This is a genomic window from Pseudomonas sp. MYb193 (genome assembly GCF_002966775.1).
GTDB classification, from domain to species: Bacteria; Pseudomonadota; Gammaproteobacteria; order Pseudomonadales; family Pseudomonadaceae; genus Aquipseudomonas; species Aquipseudomonas paracarnis.
This window is the reverse complement of the sequence record NZ_CP023269.1, coordinates 1,164,812-1,184,512: the sequence shown is the minus strand read 5'-3', so window position 1 is coordinate 1,184,512 and position 19,701 is coordinate 1,164,812. Positions and strand designations below refer to the sequence as shown.

14 protein-coding genes are annotated in these 19,701 nt (G+C 60.0%); 12 read left to right on the top strand and 2 right to left on the bottom strand.

Features of this window, described 5'->3' with window-relative positions; translation table 11 throughout:
- Window positions 1-22: 22 nt before the first annotated feature.
- Both CLM72_RS05410 and CLM72_RS05405 read right to left on the bottom strand, forming a co-directional pair.
- Complete coding sequence (locus CLM72_RS05410; RefSeq protein ID WP_005785025.1) at window positions 23-1,417, bottom strand: PhoH family protein; 1,395 nt, start codon at window positions 1,415-1,417, stop codon at window positions 23-25.
- Window positions 1,418-1,756: 339 nt separating this feature from the next.
- A complete protein-coding gene (locus tag CLM72_RS05405; protein WP_105225831.1) occupies window positions 1,757-2,881 on the bottom strand; it encodes a polysaccharide deacetylase family protein in 1,125 nt (374 codons plus the stop codon).
- Window positions 2,882-3,013: 132 nt separating this feature from the next.
- Between CLM72_RS05405 and yaaA the strand changes: the two genes are divergently transcribed.
- The 12 genes from yaaA to CLM72_RS05340 all read left to right on the top strand — a co-directional run bounded on the left by yaaA (window position 3,014) and on the right by CLM72_RS05340 (window position 19,540).
- The gene (gene yaaA, locus CLM72_RS05400; RefSeq protein WP_105225830.1) at window positions 3,014-3,793 is read left to right on the top strand and encodes a peroxide stress protein YaaA; all 780 of its coding nucleotides are present in this window, start codon (window positions 3,014-3,016) and stop codon (window positions 3,791-3,793) included.
- Between the two features lie 879 nt (window positions 3,794-4,672).
- Window positions 4,673-5,989 carry a nucleotide sugar dehydrogenase gene (locus tag CLM72_RS05395; RefSeq protein WP_105225829.1) on the top strand — a complete coding sequence of 439 codons (1,317 nt, stop codon included), beginning with the start codon at window positions 4,673-4,675 and terminating at the stop codon, window positions 5,987-5,989.
- A gap of 81 nt (window positions 5,990-6,070) precedes the next feature.
- Entirely contained in the window at window positions 6,071-7,552 is a 1,482-nt protein-coding gene (gene alg8 / locus CLM72_RS05390; RefSeq protein ID WP_161794312.1) for a mannuronan synthase, read from the top strand.
- A gap of 37 nt (window positions 7,553-7,589) precedes the next feature.
- Complete coding sequence (locus CLM72_RS05380; protein WP_014717008.1) at window positions 7,590-8,756, top strand: alginate biosynthesis protein Alg44; 1,167 nt, start codon at window positions 7,590-7,592, stop codon at window positions 8,754-8,756.
- Between the two features lie 110 nt (window positions 8,757-8,866).
- Window positions 8,867-10,288 carry an alginate biosynthesis TPR repeat lipoprotein AlgK gene (algK, locus tag CLM72_RS05375; protein WP_105229081.1) on the top strand — a complete coding sequence of 474 codons (1,422 nt, stop codon included), beginning with the start codon at window positions 8,867-8,869 and terminating at the stop codon, window positions 10,286-10,288.
- Window positions 10,285-11,775, top strand: a complete 1,491-nt coding sequence (locus CLM72_RS05370) for an alginate export family protein (protein WP_054921029.1) — start codon at window positions 10,285-10,287, stop codon at window positions 11,773-11,775. Before algK ends, CLM72_RS05370 begins: the two co-directional genes overlap by 4 nt.
- Window positions 11,775-13,343 (top strand): mannuronan 5-epimerase AlgG, encoded by a 1,569-nt coding sequence (algG, locus tag CLM72_RS05365; protein WP_105225828.1) that lies wholly within the window; start codon window positions 11,775-11,777, stop codon window positions 13,341-13,343. The genes CLM72_RS05370 and algG overlap by 1 nt, the downstream gene beginning before the upstream one ends.
- 11 nt (window positions 13,344-13,354) lie before the next feature.
- Window positions 13,355-14,803 (top strand): alginate O-acetyltransferase, encoded by a 1,449-nt coding sequence (locus CLM72_RS05360; protein ID WP_054921032.1) that lies wholly within the window; start codon window positions 13,355-13,357, stop codon window positions 14,801-14,803.
- Between the two features lie 8 nt (window positions 14,804-14,811).
- Window positions 14,812-15,921 carry a mannuronate-specific alginate lyase gene (locus CLM72_RS05355; RefSeq protein WP_105225827.1) on the top strand — a complete coding sequence of 370 codons (1,110 nt, stop codon included), beginning with the start codon at window positions 14,812-14,814 and terminating at the stop codon, window positions 15,919-15,921.
- 228 nt (window positions 15,922-16,149) lie between these two features.
- Entirely contained in the window at window positions 16,150-17,682 is a 1,533-nt protein-coding gene (locus CLM72_RS05350; protein WP_105225826.1) for an MBOAT family protein, read from the top strand.
- Window positions 17,683-17,693: 11 nt separating this feature from the next.
- Window positions 17,694-18,866, top strand: a complete 1,173-nt coding sequence (locus CLM72_RS05345; protein WP_105225825.1) for an alginate O-acetyltransferase — start codon at window positions 17,694-17,696, stop codon at window positions 18,864-18,866.
- A gap of 17 nt (window positions 18,867-18,883) precedes the next feature.
- Window positions 18,884-19,540 (top strand): alginate O-acetyltransferase AlgF, encoded by a 657-nt coding sequence (locus tag CLM72_RS05340; protein ID WP_032893493.1) that lies wholly within the window; start codon window positions 18,884-18,886, stop codon window positions 19,538-19,540.
- Window positions 19,541-19,701 lie beyond the last annotated feature (161 nt).

The window sequence follows — 19,701 nt, the reverse complement described above, 5'->3', positions numbered from 1 at the left end:
TTTCGCAGCGGTTTCAGCGTAGTTACAGGTGGGACTCGGCGTATTCAGCCAGGATCGAACGTGGTACCCCTTGCAGCGCAATGTGCACGCCGTTCGGGAAGTCCTTGAAGCGTTCCGTCAGGTAAGTCAGCCCGGAGCTGGTCGCGGACAGGTAAGGGGTGTCGATCTGCGCCAGGTTGCCCAGGCACACCACTTTGGAACCGGCGCCGGCACGGGTGATGATGGTTTTCATCTGGTGCGGCGTAAGGTTCTGGCATTCATCAATCAGAATCAGGCTTTGCTGGAAGCTGCGACCTCTGATGTAGTTGAGGGATTTGAACTGCAACGGCACTTTGCTGAGGATGTAGTCGACGCTGCCATGGGTGTTTTCGTCATCCATGTGCAAGGCTTCGAGGTTGTCGGTAATCGCCCCCAGCCACGGCTCCATTTTTTCCGCCTCGGTACCGGGCAGGAAACCGATTTCCTGGTCCAGGCCCTGCACGCTGCGGGTGGCGATGATGCGGCGATAGCGTTTGGTCACCATGGTCTGCTCGATGGCGGCGGCCAGGGCCAGGATGGTTTTGCCCGAACCTGCGGCGCCGGTCAGGTTGACCAAGTGGATGTCTGGGTCAAGCAGCGCGTAGAGCGCCAGGCTCTGGTAGATATCACGCGGTTTCAGGCCCCAGGCTTCCTGGTGCAACAGGGGTTCCTGATGCAGGTCGAGGATCAGCAACTTGTCGACCTGGATCTCTTTGATCCAGCCCACGAAGCCCTGTTCATCGACAATGAACTCATTGATATGCACGGCCGGCAGGTTGTCGATCAACTGTACCTGATGCCAGGTGCGGCCGTGGTCCTGACGGGTCTCGACCTTGCTGACACGGTCCCAGAACGAACCGGTCATCATGTGATACCCCCGCGACAGCATCGACACGTCGTCGACCAACTGGTCGGTACTGTAGTCCTCGGCAGCGATCCCACATGCTCGTGCCTTGAGGCGCATATTGATGTCTTTGGTCACCAGCACCACGCGCAGGTCCTTGTCGCGGGCGTGCAGGTCGATCAATTGGTTGATGATTTTGTTGTCGTTCAGGTTTTCCGGCAGCAGGCTGTTGGGCTCGCTGCGCTTGCTCATCAGGATCGACAGCAAGCCCTTGGGCCCGCTTTTGCCACGCTGGATCGGCACACCGACCTCAACATCCTCGGGCGAGGCTTCGCCCAATGTCTTGTCGATCAGGCGGATGGCCTGGCGGCATTCGGCGGCAACGCTGTGGTGGCCGCTTTTGAGTTTGTCGAGCTCCTCAAGCACGATCATCGGGATGGCGACGTGGTGTTCTTCGAAGTTCAGCAGTGCGTTTGGATCGTGGATCAATACGTTGGTATCAAGCACATAAAGGATTGGCTGGTCGGAAGAAGGGTTACGTCCATGATCATCCATACTCGGTCACCTTTGTGGGAGCCATTCGACGCAATACCTGGGCGGTGCTGCGCCTCGATTCGACCACCGACCACACCTGAGTGACGTCAAGTGCAGTGCCCACATTAGGAGTCTTGGAAGACGCCACCTGTGCTGCAGGTTTCGGCGGTCTGACTTCGTAATACCGCAAAACCCATGACAGGAAAAAGCACTTTGACGCTTTTTTGAAGTTTATTTTTCAGGATGACGAATAGCACTAGCCGAGTGCCATGTACCCCGTTAAAGTCGGAAGTCCGCCTGCATCGAAATGTCGCAGCAAATCGCCCCGAAAACACCCCATCCCCAGCAAAGCCGGGCACTTCATCGAAATGCCTCGCGACACTCCTGCCAACCCAAGCCACTCTGCGCCGTAGCCTGCAACACCATCGGCAATGCCACCCGCGCCTTGTCCTGGGTGTCGTGAAACACGATCACGCCTTTGCGCCACAGCAGCATCAACGTCAGCACCCGTTGCGCCGACTCATCAGCCTTGAGCTTGCCCGGCTCGTCCTGGGAATCAATGTCCCATAACGCCACCTGCAAACCCTGTTGCTGGAAGAATCCCTGGCTGTCCGCACGGCGCTGCCCATACGGTGGGCGGAACAAGGGCACATAGTTTTCCGGCATCAGGTTCTGTACCAGCCCGGCACTGCGGGTGATGGAGCTTTGCCAGTCGACCCAATGGCTGTGGGAGCGGTACTGCCAGCCCTGAAGCCCCACGCACTGCCCTTGGTACAGCGCCTGCACATCGGCGGCGGAACTGCGCTCCACGCGTGTTTGCAAGCTGCTGCCAAGGACAAAGAACGTCGCGTTCATCTTTTGCTTGCGCAGGTAATCGGTGAGCCAGTCGGTATTGCCGCTGACAGGTGCAGGGCCACCGTCGAAGGTCAGTAAAAACATCCGGTCATTGAGTTCATCACCGTTGCGCTCATGATCGCCAAAGCGCGCCACTTCACTGCTGATCTGCGGAAACAGCGCGGCCTTGCGCAGCAGCTCGTCCAGATAGCGTTCGTGAAAGTGCCGACTGGGCGCGGCCCAGCCTATATAGAAAGAATTGTCACTGACTTCGAACTTGCCGGCCTGCTCGCGAAGGTCGTCCATGTTTTCCACCAGGTAGCAGAACGAGGCGTCTTCTTCGCAGCTCTGCTGGGCGAATGTGTAGTTCTCCAACAGCCGTTGCCAGAGCTGGCGACGCAGGTCATCGATGGCGGCCAGGTTGATGATCTTCAGCCCCAGGCGTTGCTTGAGCGCCGCGTCGTCCAGGGCTTCGCTGGCGAGCAGGCCGTGGGCGAACATCAGGATCTCCGCACGCGAAGCCACATCGAACAGCGCCGGGCTGGCGAGTTTTTCCGGCCAGGTACCACGGTCCAGGCTCGCGACATCCACCGGCGCGGCCTGGGCATTCAGGCACAGCAGGCAAGCCGACAATAAAAGCGCTAATCGCACACGGGGTATTCCTTTCCAGAGTTACCGCCCATCATAGCGGATCGCATCTATCGCCATCATAGGTGGAGTCAAAACGCCCCAACCCCTAGAATCGCGCCCACGCTACACGCCACGATTCCAGGAGCCAACTTCATGCTGATGGTGATTTCCCCCGCCAAAACCCTCGACTTCGAGTCCAAGCCGGTCACTGCGCGCTTCACCCAGCCGCAGTACCTGGACCACTCCCAGGAACTGATCGAGCAACTGCGCGAACTGAGCCCGGCGCAAATCAGTGAGCTGATGCACGTCTCCGACAAGATCGGTGGCCTCAACGCCGCGCGTTTCGGCAGCTGGACACCGGCCTTCACTCCGGCCAACGCCAAGCAGGCGCTGCTGGCGTTCAAGGGCGATGTGTATACCGGCCTGAATGCCGAAACCTTCAGCGAGGCCGATTTCAGCTATGCCCAGGACCATCTGCGTATGCTCTCGGGCCTGTACGGCCTGCTGCGTCCGCTGGACCTGATGATGCCGTATCGCCTGGAGATGGGCACCAAGCTGGCCAACGCCCGCGGCAAGGACCTCTATGCCTTCTGGGGCACGCGCATCAGCGAGTGGTTGAATGAAGCACTGGCCGAGCAAGGCGACGATGTGCTGCTCAACCTGGCGTCCAATGAGTATTTTTCGGCGGTCAAGCGCACGGCCTTGAAGGCACGGATCATCAACACCGAGTTCAAGGACCTGAAGAACGGCCAATACAAGATCATCAGCTTCTACGCGAAAAAAGCTCGGGGCATGATGAGCCGGTTTGTGATTGAAGAACGCATCAACGATCCGGCCAAGCTCAAGCAGTTCGATGTACAGGGCTATCGCTTCAATGCGGAGCAGTCCAAGCCAGATAACCTGGTGTTTTTGCGCGATCACGCACCGGAATAAGGCCTGTACAGCCACCAACATCAACTGTGGGAGCTGGCTTGCCTGCGATAGCGGAGGGTCAGCCGACTCACATGTCGCTGATACACCGCTATCGCAGGCAAGCCAGCTCCCACATTTTTTGCCTGCATTTCACCCCACCAATCGTCATTTATTTGACGTCAAAAAATATCAAGACACATCTCTAACAATTTCTTCACTCGACACTCGTCGGTTTTTTTCGTAGTGGCACCACTTTTTTTTAACGGTAGTGGCACAAAACTACCCTCTCGCACCAACTCCCCATAACTACTGGCCTAAATAGCAAGTGCTATCAATATAGTACTAGTGCCATCTTTTCTAATATTTCAAAAAATTACCAGAAAGGGGATGAGCGGCCCGGAACTTCATCCGGAAGCACCGCTCATACCACCGGTAACGAAATTCTCTGTTTACGTAAGAGATGACTTACATACCGACCAACGGAAGTAGCCAAGTTGTCATAAAGCACTTTGGCTCGAGGGTCATATCATCAACTGATTGAGTTGAGGGCGGCGATAAGGACTCATTGCCAACCCCCTAAAGGCCAAGGCAGCGCTGACCTAAATGAGCCAGTGTTAACACCCAAGGCATTGATATTAAAAGGCTTATTTCCTGTATCAAAGCCCTGCGGCACTGGCGCCGGACCCTTCCGCCATGGAAAACCGGCTGCATTTCAGGGCAAGCCCCAATAATAAGGCCACGTTGCGCACAACTTGAGTGCAATAGTTAGTCACTCGTTATTCAACATGCCTGCACGCGGTAAGTCAGCGTCTATTCGCCCAACTTTCGCGGCATCAGTGACGCTTGCAAACATGAACTCCGGCCATCTAATGGCATGATTTAAACATAGAGGTAATTGCGATGCGCATCAGCATATTTGGTTTGGGTTACGTTGGCGCCGTGTGTGCCGGTTGCCTGTCTGCCCGTGGCCATGAAGTGGTCGGCGTAGACATCTCCAAGGACAAGATTGACCTGATCAATGCGGGTAAATCCCCCATCGTTGAACCGGGTCTGGGCGAACTGTTGAGCCAAGGCATCGCAACCGGTCGACTGCGCGGTACCACCAACTTCGCCGAAGCCATCCGCGACACCGACCTGTCGATGATCTGCGTCGGTACGCCGAGCAAGAAGAACGGCGACCTGGAACTGAACTACATCGAGTCGGTATGCCGCGAGATCGGTTTTGTACTGCGTGACAAGACCACCCGCCACACCATCGTGGTGCGCAGCACCGTACTGCCGGGCACCGTCGCCAACGTGGTAATCCCGATCCTCGAAGACTGCTCCGGCAAGAAAGCCGGCGTTGATTTCGGCGTCGCGGTCAACCCGGAATTCCTGCGTGAATCCACCGCCATCGCCGACTACGACCTGCCACCGATGACCGTTATCGGCGAGTTCGATAAAGCCTCCGGCGACGTCCTGCAGTCGCTGTACGAAGAGCTCGACGCGCCGATCATCCGCAAGGACATCGCCGTTGCCGAGATGATCAAGTACACCTGCAACGTATGGCACGCCACCAAAGTCACCTTCGCCAACGAGATCGGCAACATCGCCAAGGCCGTCGGCGTTGACGGTCGTGAAGTGATGGAAGTGGTCTGCCAGGACAAGACCCTCAACCTGTCCCAGTACTACATGCGCCCAGGCTTCGCTTTCGGCGGTTCGTGCCTGCCAAAAGACGTGCGCGCCCTGACCTACCGCGCCGGCTCCCTGGACGTGGAAGCACCGTTGCTCAACTCGCTGATGCGCAGCAACGAATCCCAGGTGCAGAACGCCTTCGACATCGTCTCCAGCCACGACAAGCGCAAAGTCGCCCTGCTGGGCCTGAGCTTCAAGGCCGGTACCGATGACCTGCGTGAAAGCCCATTGGTAGAACTGGCGGAAATGCTGATCGGCAAGGGCTACGACCTGAGCATCTACGACAGCAACGTCGAGTACGCCCGTATGCACGGCGCGAACAAGGACTACATCGAAGGCAAGATCCCGCACGTGTCGTCCCTGCTCAACTCGGATTTCGATGATGTGATCAACAACTCCGACGTGATCATCCTCGGTAACCGTGACGAGAAGTTCCGCGCCCTTGCGCACGAAGCCCCGCACGGCAAGCAAGTGGTCGACCTGGTGGGCTTCATGTCCAAGGCCACCAGCGTGAGCGGCCGTACCGAAGGTATTTGCTGGTAACAGCAACGGCAAGTTTCAGGCTGCCAGTGGCTTACCCCAGCGCTTGCAGCCTGAAGCCTCCTCACCTTGCGGATGACGCTTATGTCCAAGTTAAAACATGTATTTCTGCAATCGGCCGGCTGGCTGTTCTTTCTCAGCCTGCTGATGGGTCTCGCCCTGCTGTTGCCGGCGAGCACCTTCGATTCGCAATCGAAGAATTTTATTTTCCTGATTGGTGCCGTGGGTATCTGGCGCTACTCGATGGGCGCGACGCATTTCTTTCGCGGCATGCTGTTCCTGTACGTGGTGTACCCGCACCTGCGCCGCAAAGTGCGCAAGCTCGGCAAGGCCGCCGACCCGTCCCATGTGTTCCTGATGGTCACCAGTTTTCGTATCGATGCGCTGACCACCGCACAGGTGTACAGCTCGGTGATTCGCGAAGCCATCGACTGCGGCTTCCCTACCACCGTGGTGTGCTCGCTGGTGGAAATGTCCGATGAGCTGCTGGTGAAAAGCCTCTGGGAAAAGATGAACCCGCCGGCTCACGTCAAGCTCGACTTCGTGCGCATCGCTGGTACCGGCAAGCGTGACGGCCTGGCCTTCGGTTTTCGCGCCATCTCGCGCCACCTGCCGGACGACCGCGCCGTGGTCGCCGTGATCGATGGCGACACCGTGCTGGCCGAAGGCGTGGTGCGCAAGACCGTGCCGTGGTTCCAGCTGTTCGGCAATGTCGGTGGTTTGACCACCAACGAATTCTGCGAAGTGCGCGGCGGCTACATCATGAGCGAATGGCACAAACTGCGCTTCGCCCAACGCCACATCAACATGTGCTCCATGGCCCTGTCCAAGCGCGTGTTGACCATGACCGGGCGCATGTCGGTATTCCGCGCCAGCGTAGTGACTGACCCGGGCTTTATCGCCGACGTGGAAAGCGACTCGCTGCAACACTGGCGCCTGGGCCGCTTCAAGTTCCTCACCGGGGATGACAAGTCCAGCTGGTTCAGCCTGATGCGCCTGGGCTACGACACCTTCTATGTGCCGGATGCCGCGATCAACACCGTGGAACACCCGCCGGAAAAGAGCTTTATCAAGGCCAGCCGCAAGCTGATGTTCCGCTGGTACGGCAACAACCTGCGCCAGAACTCCCGTGCACTGGGACTGGGCGTGCGTCGCCTCGGCCTGTTCACCAGCGTGGTGCTGTTCGACCAGCGCGTATCGATGTGGACCTCCCTGCTCGGCCTGACCGTGGCCATGATCGCCACCTTCAAGTACGGCGGCGCGTTCATCCTCGCCTACCTGCTGTGGATCGGTATCACCCGCCTGATCCTCACCCTGCTGTTGTCGTGCTCCGGCCACAAGATCGGCCCGGCCTACCCGCTGATTCTCTATTACAACCAGATCATGGGCGCGTTGGTGAAGATCTACGTGTTCTTCCGCCTTGATCAACAGTCCTGGACCCGCCAGGACACCAAACTGACCCGCGATTTGGCCAGCTTTCAACGTTGGTTCAACACCTGGTCGTCTCGGACCATGACCTTCTCCGCCGGCAGCATCTTCGTTGCCGTGTTGCTGATGATGGTCTGACCCTGCCAAGCCTGAATTAACCTAGGAATTACACCCGATGAATAGCCAAGTAAACGCCAACGTTGTCCACGAATCCGAAGCCCAGCGCCAACACGCTCGGGTGAAAATCCCGGCCAAGCTGCGCTTCTTCAACAGCGACCGCACGCCGACCGAAGCAAAGGTTATCGACCTGTCCGCCGGCGGCCTGGCTTTCACCGCCACCCAGCCGCTCACCATCGGCCAAGTGCACAAGGGCCGCCTGCAGTTCGTGATCGATAACCTCGGCCTGGCCATGGACGTGGAGCTGCAGATTCGCTCCTACGACCGCCAGACCGGCCGCACCGGTTGCCAGTTCCAGAACCTCGATGCCCAGGATATTTCTACCCTGCGCCACCTGATCACCTCGCACCTGTCCGGTGACATCGTGACCATGGGCGACGTACTCGCGACCCTGCAACGCGATAACTTCACCAAGGCACGCAAGGTCAAGGACGGCGGCAGCGGCATGACCGCGTTCGGTCGCCTGCGCGCCGTGACCTTCAGCCTGGCGATCTTCCTGGTGGGCCTGGCGGCCTTCGGTTTCGTGGTCAAGTCGCTCTACGGCATGTACTTCGTCAGCCACGCCCAGGCAGGCCTTGTGAGCGTACCGGGCATGAACGTGACCATGCCCCGTGACGGCACCGTGCAAAGCCTGCTCAAGGGTGATTCGGTAGCAGCCAAGGGCGCGCCGCTGGCGACCTTCAGCACCAGCATGCTCGATGTGCTCAAGGGCCACCTGGACGAAGACCAGTTGCAACCGGCCAAGGTCGAAGAACTGTTCGGCAAGCAAATGACCGGCACCCTGACTTCGCCGTGCGATTGCGTGGTGGCCCAGCAATTGGTCGCCGACGGCCAGTACGCCAGCAAGGGCGATGTGATCTTCCAACTGGTGCCGCGTGGCAGCCAGGCTAATGTGGAAGCGCGCTTCAGCTATCGCCAGTTCGGTGATGTGCGCCCAGGTACCCCGGTGAGCTTCCAGGTCGCCGACGAAGAACAAGTGCGCACCGGCACCATCGTTAGCAGCACCAGCCTGAACAGCGCCGACTTGTCTTCTGACATCCGTGTGCAGATCAAGCCTGACGCACCGCTGGATAGCACCTACGCCGGCCGCCCGGTGGAAGTCACCAGTGACCGCGGCCCATCGCTGAACTGGCTGATCGACAAAGCCATGGCTCACGGTCTGTAAGCGAGGACATGCCTGTGAACTCTATTCCAACAACACCGCTGACCTCTGTGGGAGCCGGGCTTGCCCGCGATGCAGGCGACTCGGTGCATCAGTTGCACCGCAGCGATGCCATCGCAGGCAAGCCAGCTCCCACACAGAGCAAATTTCACTTGGCCTCTGCGTACTGCGCGCTGGCACTGGCCGTGAGCCTGGCCGGTTGCGCCGGCCTGCCCGACCAGCGCCTGGCCAACGAAGCCCTCAAGCGCGGCGACACCGTCACCGCCCAGCAGAATTACCAGCAACTGGCAGACCTGGGCTACAGCGAGGCCCAGGTGGGCCTGGCCGATATCCAGGTCGGCACCCGCGACCCCGCGCAAATCAAGCAGGCCGAAGCCACCTACCGTGCGGCGGCAGACACCTCGCCCCGCGCCCAGGCACGCCTGGGTCGCCTGTTGGCGGCCAAGCCCGGCGCCACTGAGGCCGAACACCATGAAGCCGAAAGCCTGCTGAAAAAAGCCTTTGCCAATGGTGAAGGCAATACCTTGATCCCGCTGGCAATGCTGTACCTGCAATACCCCCACAGCTTTCCCAACGTGAATGCCCAACAGCAGATCAGCCAATGGCAGGCGGCGGGTTACCCGGAGGCCGGCCTGGCCCAGGTGCTGCTGTATCGCACCCAGGGTACCTACGACCAGCATCTGGATGATGTGGAGCGCATCTGCAAAGCCGCGCTGAACACCACCGATATCTGCTACGTCGAACTGGCAACGGTCTATCAGAAAAAACAGCAGCCGGAACAACAGGCCGAACTGCTCAAGCAGATGGAAGCCGGCTACAGCCGTGGCACCGTGACTGCGCAGCGCGTCGACAGCGTGGCCCGCGTACTCGGCGATGCCACCCTCGGCACCCCGGACGAAAAAACTGCCCAGGCGTTGCTGGAAAAAATCGCCCCTGGCTACCCGGCGTCCTGGGTCAGCCTGGCGCAACTGCTCTACGACTTCCCCGAACTGGGCGACGTCGACCAGATGATGAAGTACCTCGACAACGGCCGTGCCGCCGACCAGCCACGCGCCGAATTGCTGCTGGGCAAGCTCTACTACGAAGGCAAGTGGGTGCCCGCCGATGCCAAGGCCGCCGAGGCGCATTTCGAGAAAGCCGTGGGCCGTGAAGTGGCCGCCGATTACTACCTCGGCCAGATCTACCGCCGTGGCTACCTGGGCAAGGTCTACCCGCAAAAAGCCCTCGACCACCTGCTGACCGCAGCGCGCAACGGCCAGAACAGCGCCGACTTCGCCATCGCCCAACTGTTTTCCCAAGGCAAGGGCACCAAGCCCGACCCATTGAACGCCTATGTCTTCAGCCAACTGGCCAAGGCCCAGGACACGCCAGAGGCCAATGACCTGGCTACCCAGCTCGAAGCGCCGCTGACGCCTGCGCAACGCGCCGAAGGCCAACGCCTGGTGCAACAGGAACTGGCCGCCCGCGGCACCCTGGCCCAAAGCACGCTGCAACTGCACGCCCTGCAAGAAGAAGACGGCGAGGAATCCCTATGAAGCTCAACCCATTCGTCAAGGCCGGTATCGGCCTGACCTTCGCCCTGCTGTGGTCGTGCCCGACCCTGGCCGCGCTCACCGAAGCCAAGAACTTCGGCCTGGAAGTCAAAGCCACCGCGCAGTCCGAAGACGACCGCGACCTCGGCACCCAGAAAGGCGGCGACGTCAACGGCATCGGCCTCGACCTGCGCCCCTGGATCTACGGCGAAAGCGGCGCATGGAGCGCCTACGCCATGGGCCAGGCAGTGGTTTCCAGCGACATCATCGAGACCGACACCCTGCAACAGTCGGCCGATGACACCACCGAGCAGCAGTCGAGCAACGACGACCGCAAGGCCAAGAAAAACTACCTGGCCCTGCGTGAGTTCTGGGTCGGCTACAGCGGCTTCACGCCCTACCCCGGCGAGATCCTCAAGTTCGGCCGCCAGCGCCTGCGCAATGACGACGGCCAGTGGCGCGACACCAACATCGAAGCGCTGAATTGGACCTTCGACACCACCTTGCTCAAGGCCAATGTCGGCGCTGCCGAACGTTTCAGCGAATACCGCACCGACCTCAAGGAACTGTCGCCGGTCGACAAAGACCGCCAGCACTTCTACGCCGACGCCGCCTACCAGTGGACGCCGGGCCAGTGGATCGGCGTGCGCGGCCACCACACCCATGACGACGGCAAGCTCGACTACGCCGAACCGGGTGTCGCCAGCGACCCGCTGGACAAGCGCGAAAACGGCGACCTGACCTGGCTGGGCATCGAAGCCAACAGCGACGCCTACAACTGGCGCAACACCAACACCGTCAACTACTGGGCAAGCATCACCGGCATGCGCGGCGACCGCGACAAGGTCAACGCCTTGAACGCCGACGGCACACGCCCCACCAGCGCCAAGCGCAGCGATGACCTGAGCGGCTGGGCCACCGATATCGGCGTGCGCCTGCGCCTGGATCCGCAGTGGCAAGTGGGTGCGGCCTATTCCCGTGCCAGCGCCGAATACGAGCAGAACGGCCTGCAAAGCAACCGTTCGAACTGGACCGGCACCCAGTCCCGCGTGCATCGCTTCGGTGAAGCGTTTCGCGGCGAGATGAACAACATGCAGTCCATGAGCCTGTTCGGTTCCTGGCAGCTGCGCGAGGACTATGACGCCAGCCTGGTGTACCACAAGTTCTGGCGCGTGGACGGCAACAAGCCGGTGGGCAGCAACGGTATCGACGCGGTGCAGAACAACACCGACGACGTCACCGGCGCGATCCTCTCCAGCACCTCCCTGCCCCTTGAAGACGGCAAGAAAGACCTCGGCCAAGAGATGGACCTGGTGGTCACCAAGTACTTCAAGAAAGGCTTGCTGCCTGCGGCGCTGAGCCAGTCGATCGACGAGCCTTCAGCCCTGGTGCGTTTGCGTGCCGGCGTGTTCAAGCCCGGCGATGCCTATGGCAGCCAGGTCGACTCCTACATGCACCGCGCGTTTGTCGACGTGGTCTGGAAATTCTGATGGGAGCCTGCGCCATGAATGCTCAAAGCCTACTCGTCGCGGCAATGCTGATGGCCAGCGCCACAGCGTTCGCCGATACGGCGGCCAAGGCGCCGATCATCGCCAAGGAACTGCAACAGGCCAAGAACTACACCATCTCCAGCCCGCCCACCGCGCCGCTGGAAATGGCCAAGCCGGCGCTACCCGACCTGTCGGGCTACACCGCGCAGGCGATGGAAAAGAAAATCGTCAAGACCAAGGCGGGCAAAATCAGCATCCGCCGCATGATGCAGGAAGACGCGCTCAAGGACTTTATCGGCGGTGACAACAAGATGGCCGAATGGGTAGTGCGCCAGCATGGCATTCCCCAGGCGATCTTCGTCGATGACGGCTACATGAACCTCAAGGACCTGCTGGGCAAGGTGCCCAAGCAGTACTTCAGCGAAACGTCGCCGGGCGTGTTCCTGGCCAAGTTGCCGATCGTGGTGGGCCGTAAAGGCATCCTCGATATCGACAAAAACACCCAGGAACTGCGCCTGTCCCAGCAAGCCGGCTCGTTTTTGATCAACGACGGCCAGCTGTTCGTGCGTGACACCAAAGTCACCGGCTGGGATGAAAAAACCAACGGCCCCGCGCTGTTCAAGTCGGCCAAGGAATTCCGGCCGTTCCTGCTGGCCTGGGGCGGCACCGAGACCTATATCTCCAAGACCAAGATGGCCAGCTTCGGCTACGCCAACAGTAAGTCGTACGGGGTGAGTATTTCCCAGTACACGCCGAACATGGCCAAGGTGCTCAAGCGCCCCGAGCCGACCGGTTGGATCATCGACTCCGAGTTCTCGGACATGTGGTACGGCTTCTACTGCTACGAGACCACGGGCTTTGTGATCAAGGGCAATACCTACAAAGACAACATCGTCTACGGCATTGACCCCCATGACCGTTCCCACGGCCTGATCATCGCGGACAACACCGTGTACGGCACCAAGAAGAAGCACGGCATCATCATTTCCCGGGAAGTGAACGACAGCTTCATCTTCAACAACCGCAGCTACGACAACAAGCTCTCGGGCCTGGTGATCGACCGTAACAGCGTAAACAACCTGATCGCCGACAACGAGATCTACCGCAACCACACCGACGGCATCACCCTCTATGAGAGCGGCGACAACCTGCTGTGGGGCAACAAGGTGATCAGCAACCGTCGCCACGGGATCCGCGTGCGTAACAGCGTGAACATCAAGCTTTACGAAAACACCTCGATGGCCAACGGCCTGACCGGCGTGTACGGCCACATCAAGGACTTGACCGACACCGACCGCGACATCGCCCTCGACCCGTTCGATGCCAAGGTGTCGCTGATCGTGGTTGGCGGTGAACTGGCGGGTAACGGCAGCGGGCCGCTGTCCATCGACTCGCCGTTGAGTATCGAGCTGTATCGCGTGTCGATGCTGGCGCCGACCAAATCCAGCGGCATCAGCTTCTCCGGCATCCTGGGCGACCGCCAGGAAGAAATTCTCGACCTGCTGGTGCGCCAGCAGAAAGCCGTGCTGATCGACCCCGTCGAACGCCAGACCGAATTGCAGGACTGAGGATGACCCTTATGCACCCACACATGATCAAACTGCTGAGCCTCTCGGGTCTGACCCTCGGCCTGCTGGCGGCCAGCCAGGGCGTACGCGCCGATGAAGTGCAAGCTCCTACCTTCACCGCCGAACCGTGCTGCAGCCTGTGCCCGGCCGCCCATGACGCGAAGAACTACACCACGCGCTACCAACAGAACTTCACCACCTTGGTGCAAGCCCAGGGCGACTGGCTGTTCCGTACCCAGGAAGACCTGCGCACCGAGTTCGACACCACCCCGGCCGGCTACAAGCGCATGCAGCAGTTGCACGATGCGTTCAAGAGCAAGGGCGTGGAACTGGTGGTGGTCTACCAGCCAACCCGTGGCCTGGTGAACCGCAACAAGCTCAACCCCGAGGAAAAGGCCAAGTACGATTTCGACAAGGCCCTGACCAACTACAAAACCATGCTCGGCCGCTTCGCCAAGATGGGCTACGTGGTGCCAGACTTGTCGCCGCTGACCAACGAGCAACTGCCGGATGAGTTGCCGGCCCACGATTTCTACTTCCGTGGCGACCAGCACTGGACCCCATACGGCGCCCAGCGCACCGCGAAAATCGTCGCGGCCAAGGTCAAGCAGATGCCGGAATATGCCGAGATTCCCAAGCGTGAATTCGAGACCAAGCGCTCGGGCCGCATGGGCAAGACCGGTACCCTGCACAACATGGCCGGGCAACTGTGCGGCACCAGCTATGCGATCCAGTACATGGACCAGTTCACCACCGAGCCCAAGGGCGAAGCCGGTGACGGCGACCTGTTCGGCGATTCGGGCAACCCGCAGATCACCCTGGTGGGCACCAGCCACAGCGGCAAGAACTACAACTTCGCCGGCTTCCTGGAAGAAGAAATCGGCGCTGACATCCTCAACGTCGCCTTCCCCGGCGGTGGCCTGGAAGGCTCGATGCTGCAGTACCTGGGCAGCGATGAATTCCAGAAGAGCCCACCGAAGATACTGATCTGGGAATTCTCGCCGCTGTACCGCCTCGACCAGGAAACCATCTACCGCCAGATGATGGCGCTGCTGGACAACGGTTGCGAAGGCAAGACCGCGCAGATGTCGGCCAGCACCACGCTCAAACCGGGCAAAAACGAACTGATGGTCAACAGCGCCAACAAAGACCTGCGCAACGCCAACCATCAGGTCGATATCCGCTTCGCCGATCCGTCGGTGAAAACCTTGCAAGCCACCCTCTGGTACATGAACGGGCGCCACGAGGACATCAAGATCGAGAAACCCGAAACATCCGATACAGACGGGCGTTTCGCCTTTGAACTGCGCACCGATGAAGACTGGGCCTCGCAGAACTTGCTGGCCGTGGAAGTGCAGGGCCCCGAAGCGGGCGCTGCGGCGCAGAAGGTTGAAGCGAAAATTTGCACACGCAACGTATTCCCAAGCGGTGGTCAGCAAACCGCCCAACTCGGGAAGTGAGGTTACTTATGCAAAAGTTATTGCTCCCTACCCTGCTGGGCCTGGCCGTGTTTGCCGGCTCCGTGAATGCGGCCGCGCCGTTGCGCCCGCCCCAGGGCTATTTCGCCCCGATCGAAGCGTTCAAGACCGGCGACTTCAAGAATGATTGCGACAGCATGCCAACGCCCTACACCGGGCCATTGCAGTTTCGCAGCAAGTACGAAGGCTCCGACAAGGCCCGTTCGACCCTGAATGTGCAGTCGGAAAAAGCCTTTCGCGACAGCACCGCCGACATCACCAAGCTGGAAAAAGACACCAGCAAGCGCGTGATGCAGTTCATGCGTGACGGTCGCCCGCAGCAGCTCGAATGCACGCTCAACTGGCTGGTGTCATGGGCCAAGGCGGATGCGTTGATGTCCAAGGACTTCAACCACACCGGCAAGTCCATGCGCAAATGGGCATTGGGCAGCATGGCCTCGGCCTATGTGCGCTTGAAGTTCTCCGAGTCGCAGCCGCTGGCCCAGCACCCGCAGGAAGCCCAGCAAATCGAAGCCTGGTTCAACAAGCTGGCCGACCAGGTGGTGAGCGACTGGGACAACCTGCCCCTGGAAAAAACCAACAACCACTCCTACTGGGCCGCCTGGTCGGTGATGGCAACGTCCATCGCTACCAACCGCCGCGACCTGTTTGATTGGGCGGTGAAGGAATACAAGGTCGGCGTGAACCAGGTCGATGACCAGGGTTTCTTGCCGAACGAATTGAAGCGCCAGCAACGCGCCCTGTCGTACCACAACTACGCCCTGCCGCCGCTGTCGATGATCGCCAGCTTTGCCCTGGTCAACGGCGTGGACCTGCGCCAGGAAAACAACAGCGCGCTCAAGCGCCTGGGCGACAAGGTGCTGGCGGGGGTGAAAGACCCGGACATCTTCGAGCAGAAGAACGGCAAAGAGCAGGATATGAAGGACCTCAAGGAAGACATGAAATTTGCCTGGCTTGAGCCCTTCTGCACCCTCTACACCTGCGCCCCGGAAGTGATCGAGCGCAAGCATGGCATGCAACCGTTCAAGACCTTCCGCCTGGGCGGAGACCTGACCAAGGTCTACGACCCGGCGCATGAAAAAGGCAACAAAGGCAGCTGATACATAGCTCCCGGTTGGACTCGGTCCAACTGTGGGAGCTGGCTTGCCTGCGATAGGGGCCTGACATTCAACATTGATGTCGACTGAAACACCGCCATCGCAGGCAAGCCAGCTCCCACCGTTAACCCGGTTCCTTCAGTGAAATTGCAATACAGCCTCCCCCGAAATCGTGGGGGGGTTAGGGGGGGCTCTGGCCCTTGACTGTTGGTTAAACATGGAGAGATCGGGATGGTTTTCTCGTCCAATGTGTTCCTGTTTCTGTTCTTGCCGATCTTCCTCGGCTTGTACTATTTGAGCGGGCAACGCTATCGCAATCTGCTGCTGCTGATTGCCAGCTACGTGTTCTACGCCTGGTGGCGAGTGGACTTCCTGGCGCTGTTCGCGGCCGTCACGCTGTGGAACTACTGGATCGGCCTCAAGGTCGGTGCCGCCGGTGTGCGCACCAAGCCGGCGCAGCGCTGGCTGTTGCTCGGGGTGGCGGTCGACCTGTGCATCCTCGGCTATTTCAAGTACGCCAACTTCGGCGTCGACAGCATCAATGTGATGATGAAGTCCGCGGGCCTGGAGCCGTTCATCCTCACCCACGTGCTGTTGCCGATCGGAATCTCGTTCTACATCTTCGAGTCCATCAGCTACATCATCGACGTGTACCGTGGCGACACTCCGGCGACTCGCAACCTCATCGACTTTGCGGCGTTCGTGGCGATCTTCCCGCATCTGATCGCCGGTCCCGTGCTGCGCTTTCGCGACCTGGCCGACCAGTTCAACAACCGCACCCACACCCTGGATAAATTCTCCGAGGGCTGCACGCGGTTCATGCAGGGTTTCATCAAGAAGGTCTTTATTGCCGACACCCTGGCGGTGGTGGCCGACCATTGCTTCGCCCTGCAAAACCCCACCACAGGCGATGCCTGGCTCGGCGCGCTGGCCTACACCGCGCAGCTGTACTTCGACTTCTCCGGCTACAGCGACATGGCCATTGGCTTGGGCTTGATGATGGGTTTCCGCTTCATGGAAAACTTCAAGCAGCCCTACATCAGTCAGTCGATCACCGAGTTCTGGCGGCGCTGGCACATCAGCCTGTCCACCTGGCTGCGTGACTACCTGTACATCACCCTGGGCGGCAACCGCAAAGGCACCCTGACGACTTACCGCAACCTGTTCCTGACCATGCTGCTCGGTGGCCTGTGGCACGGCGCCAACATCACCTACATCGTGTGGGGCGCCTGGCACGGCATGTGGCTGGCGATTGAAAAAGCCATCGGCCTGAACACCGCGCCGCGCAGTTTCAATGTGCTGCGCTGGGCCTTTACCTTCCTGCTGGTGGTAATGGGCTGGGTGATTTTCCGCGCCGAAAACCTGCACGTTGCCGGGCGTATGTACGGTGCGATGTTCAGCTTCAGCGAGTGGTCACTGTCGGAACTCAACCGCGCCAACCTTACCGGCCTGCAAGTGGCAACCCTGGTCGTGGCCTACGCAACGCTGGCGTTTTTCGGTCTGCGCGACTTCTACACCAACCGCCCTGCCGACAAGTCCAAGCCAGCCGACCCGAGCCTGATCAAGGCCGTACCCGGCGATAACCCTGGCAGCATCCACGAGCCCGGTTTCAGCGTAGGCCGTGACGCTGCCGTGCAACCGGCCTACTGGACCGCTGACTGGCCACGCTACGCCATGCGCGCTGCGGTGCTACTGCTGTTCGTGGCGTCGATCCTGAAACTGTCGGCGCAGAGTTTCTCGCCGTTCCTTTACTTCCAATTCTGAGGGAGCCGACCATGACCCGTTCATTACGCGTCCTCTACATAAGCCTGTTCCTGGTGCTGTTGCTGGCACTGGGCGCCTGGTCGCTGCGCAGTTTCTTCGGCTTCAGCACCAACGCGGATGCCACCGTGCTCAACGGTCGCTGGACCAAAGCCGTCGAGACTCACTACGACGACGAGTTCCCGATCAAGCGCCTGGGCACCAACCTGTGGGCAGCGCTGGACTACAAGCTGTTCAATGAAGGCCGCCCTGGCGTGGTGCTGGGCCGTGATCACTGGTTGTACAGCGACGAGGAATTCAACCCCGCCGTCAACGAAGACCAGAACCTGCAAGGCAACTACGCGCTGGTCGAAGGCGTACGCCAGAAGCTCAAGGCCCAGGGCATCCAACTGGTGATGGCGATCGTGCCGGCCAAGGTGCGCCTGTATCCGGAACACCTGGGTGAAGTGCAACCGGCGAGCATCCACGCCAACCTGTACCAGGACTTCCACGCCCGCGTGGCGGCAGACAACATCCCGGCGCCAGACCTGCTCGGCCCGCTGCAACAGGCCAAGCTCGCCGGCAAGCAGGTGTTCCTGCGTACCGATACCCACTGGACGCCGGACGGTGCAGAAATTGCTGCCAAGCAATTGGCCAAGGCGATTGCCGACAAGACCCCACTCAGTGGCGAGCCGCAGCGCTTTGTCACCGAGGCCGAGAAAACCGAGCCGCATAAAGGCGACCTGCGTTTGTTCCTGCCCCTGGACCCGCTGTTCGAAAACCTGATGCCACCTAAAGAGCCGCTGGAAAAGCGTGTCACCCACCTGGCCGAAGAGAAAGGTGATGACGCGCTGTTCAGCGACAGCGAAACCCCGGTGGCACTGGTCGGCACCAGCTACAGCGCCAACCCCAACTGGAACTTCGTCGGTGCGCTCAAGCAAGCCTTGCACAGCGACGTGGTCAGCTACGCCGAAGACGGCCATGGCCCGATCCTGCCGATGCTCAGCTACCTCAAAAGTGATGACTTCAAGAACAGCCCGCCCCAGGTGCTGATCTGGGAATTCCCCGAACGCTATCTGCCCGTCAACAACGAAATCGGTGATGCCGACCCAGCCTGGGTTGCGCAGCTTAAACAAGCCGGCTCGCGCCAACAGAACCTGGCAATCAATACATCTAAATCCGAGACGCCCGACCGGGCGCAAAACTGAAAGAGAGGTAACTCACAATGACTTTCACTACTACTCCTCGTCGTCTCGCTAAAACCCTGGCTATCGCAGCGGGCTTGAGCTTCGTATCCCTGTCGGCCTTCGCTGCCGGTGACGCCGCCCTGTATGGCCCGACGGCACCAAAAGGCTCCAGCTTTGTGCGTATCTACAACGCCAGCAACCAGGAAGTCAGCGCCACCGTCGGCAGCACCAACCTCAGCGACGTTGCGCCACTGGCCAGCAGCGACTTCAGCTTCATGCCGGGCGGTGACTACAGCGCCAAGGTCGGCAGCCAGACCCTGCCGGTCAAGCTGGCTGCCGACCACTACTACACCCTGGTCAACAGTGGCAGCGGCCAGCCGCAGTTGATTGAAGAACCCCCGTTCAAGAACAAGCAGAAATCCCTGGTGCGCGTGCAGAACCTCAGCGACAAGGCTCTGACCCTGAAAACCGCCGATGGCAAGACCGATGTAGTCAAGTCGGTGGCTGCCAAGGGCCGTGGCGAACGTGAGATCAACCCGGTGAAAGTGAGCCTGGCGTTGTATGACGGTGACAAGAAAGTCGGCGATGTGAAGCCGGTTGCGTTGGAACGCGGTGAAGCGGCGGTGCTGTATGTCACCGGTTCGGGCTCGAGCCTGTCGCCAGTGTGGGTGAAACGCCCAGTGTCGACCCGCTGATTATTTCCCTGAGTTGACACGCCCCCTTGTGGGAGCTGGCTTGCCTGCGATGGCGGTCTTGTAGGCGCCATCGCAGGCAAGCCAGCTCCCACACTGACCGGGGTTCAACTCAGGACCGAGACAAAAACAAGAGTGAAACGACAAACCTTCGTAGCTCTGAC